The organism is Klebsiella sp. MS 92-3 (assembly GCF_000195655.1).
Classification (GTDB): Bacteria; Pseudomonadota; Gammaproteobacteria; order Enterobacterales; family Enterobacteriaceae; genus Klebsiella; species Klebsiella pneumoniae.
The window spans coordinates 1-1,916 of sequence record NZ_GL882794.1 but is presented as its reverse complement, the minus strand read 5'-3'; the positions used below and the strand labels follow the sequence as shown (position 1 = coordinate 1,916).

The following is a 1,916-nucleotide window of genomic DNA, read 5'->3' as shown; positions in this document are numbered from 1 at the left end:
CCCCCCCCCCCCCCCCCCCCCCTGCCGATAAAGCGCGCGACAGCGAGGACATCAATGATGCGCTGAACTATCGCACCATTACCAAGCGCATAATCAGCCATCTTGAGAATGGCCGTTTTTCGCTGCTGGAAAAATTAACTCAGGATGTGCTGAATATCGCATGCGAACATCACTGGGTCACATATGCTGAAGTGGAGATTGATAAACTTCATGCGCTGCGCTATGCCGACTCGGTGTCCATGACCATGAGCTGGCGTCGCTAACCATGTCAGGGAGGTGGTATGAAGATCCTGCTTACTGGTGGTACCGGCCTGATTGGCCGACATCTGATACCCAGATTGCTGGAGCTCGGGCATAGCGTCACGGTCTCCACGCGACATCCGGATACCGCCCGCGCCCGTCTCGATCCGCGCGTCACCCTGTGGCGCGATTTCGAGGGCCATCACCACCTCAATGACATTGATGCCGTCATCAATCTGGCGGGTGAACCCATCGCTGATAAACGCTGGACGGCCGAGCAGAAACAACGCTTGTGCCATAGCCGCTGGGATCTCACGCAGCGGCTGGTGGGCCTGATCCACGCCAGCGACACCCCTCCCTCCGTGCTGATCAGCGGGTCTGCCATCGGCTACTATGGCGACCTCGGCGAGGTGGTGGTGACCGAAGAAGAGCCACCGCACAATGAGTTTACCCATAAGCTGTGCGCCCGCTGGGAACAAATTGCCTGCGAAGCGCAAAGCGAGCGCACCCGCGTCTGCCTGCTGCGCACCGGCGTGGTACTGGCTCCGCGGGGCGGTATTCTCGGCAAAATGACACCCGCCTTTAAGCTCGGCCTCGGCGGGCCTATCGGCAACGGCAGACAGTACCTGGCCTGGATCCATATCGACGATATGGTTAACGGCATTCTGTGGCTGCTGGATAACGATCTGCGCGGTCCGTTCAATATGGTTTCTCCCTACCCGGTGCATAACGAGCAGTTCGCCCATGCGCTGGGTCATGCGCTCCATCGACCGGCGATTTTCCGCGTTCCCGCCGCCGCTATCCGCCTGTTGATGGGGAAATCCGCCGTCCTGGTGCTCGGCGGCCAGCGCGCGCTGCCAAAGCGTCTGGAGGCCGCCGGCTTTGCCTTCCGCTGGTACGATCTGGACGAAGCGCTAAAGGATGTGCTGAGTTAATGGCTGACACAGGGGAGCATTGGCTCCCCTGATTCCATTCTGCTGGCTCATGCTCCACGCCTGGATGGTCTCACCCTGGCGCTGCAGCATCGCCATATTCAGGACAACCAGCGCCCTTAATCGCCTGAATTCACCGCCAGCCGGCCGGTTCGCCGGTGTTACCTGGCAAAGCAAAGTGCTAAGGTAGGCTTTTCTTTCTGCGTATTGACTGCTTTATGACGACCATCACCACACCACGCCTTTCGCTTACCCGCTTTGTTACCGATGACTGGCCCTTTTTTCTGCGCCTGCGCCAGGATCCGCAGGTGATGCGTTTTATGGGGGAGGTGTTAAGCGAGGAGGCGCTGCGCAGCGTCTTCGTCAGTCGCTGTGCCGATCCCGGGGTGTTTGTATTGCGCGATAAATTCGGCGAGGCGCTGGGCGATATTGGGCTCCGCATCAGTCCGAAAAATCCGCACGAAGCTGACGTCGGCTACGCGCTGCTGCCTCAGGCTCAGGGAAAAGGCTATGCCAGCGAAGCGCTGCGGGCGGTCTGCGAGTATGGTTTCACCACCCTGGGGGTGCAGGCCATCAATGCCTGGGTGCTGGGTGAAAACCGTGGCTCATCGCGCCTGCTGGAGAAGCAAGGCTTTGTGCGCACCCAGGTGCTGGAGAAAGCCTATCATCTGAACGGCGTCGATTACGATGACTGGATCTATCGGCTGGAGCGGGAAGCTCATCCGGCGTCCGCAGACGCCGGAT

4 protein-coding genes are annotated in these 1,916 nt (G+C 59.7%); 3 read left to right on the top strand and 1 reads right to left on the bottom strand.

What is annotated here, in order from left to right; translation table 11 throughout:
- A partial coding sequence (locus HMPREF9538_RS16635; protein ID WP_009484755.1) for a FolB domain-containing protein occupies nucleotides 1-263 on the top strand: 263 nt, incomplete at its 5' end.
- A gap of 18 nt (nucleotides 264-281) precedes the next feature.
- The gene (locus HMPREF9538_RS0127430; RefSeq protein ID WP_020317319.1) at nucleotides 282-1,175 is read left to right on the top strand and encodes a TIGR01777 family oxidoreductase; all 894 of its coding nucleotides are present in this window, start codon (nucleotides 282-284) and stop codon (nucleotides 1,173-1,175) included.
- Here HMPREF9538_RS0127430 and HMPREF9538_RS32205 read toward each other — a convergent pair.
- Complete coding sequence (locus HMPREF9538_RS32205) at nucleotides 1,155-1,271, bottom strand: hypothetical protein (RefSeq protein ID WP_020317330.1); 117 nt, start codon at nucleotides 1,269-1,271, stop codon at nucleotides 1,155-1,157. The genes HMPREF9538_RS0127430 and HMPREF9538_RS32205 overlap by 21 nt on opposite strands.
- Before the next feature lie 119 nt (nucleotides 1,272-1,390).
- On the opposite strand from HMPREF9538_RS32205, the gene HMPREF9538_RS16645 reads away from it, so the two are divergent.
- On the top strand, nucleotides 1,391-1,916 hold a 526-nt coding region (locus HMPREF9538_RS16645), incomplete at its 3' end, for a GNAT family N-acetyltransferase (RefSeq protein WP_004140943.1).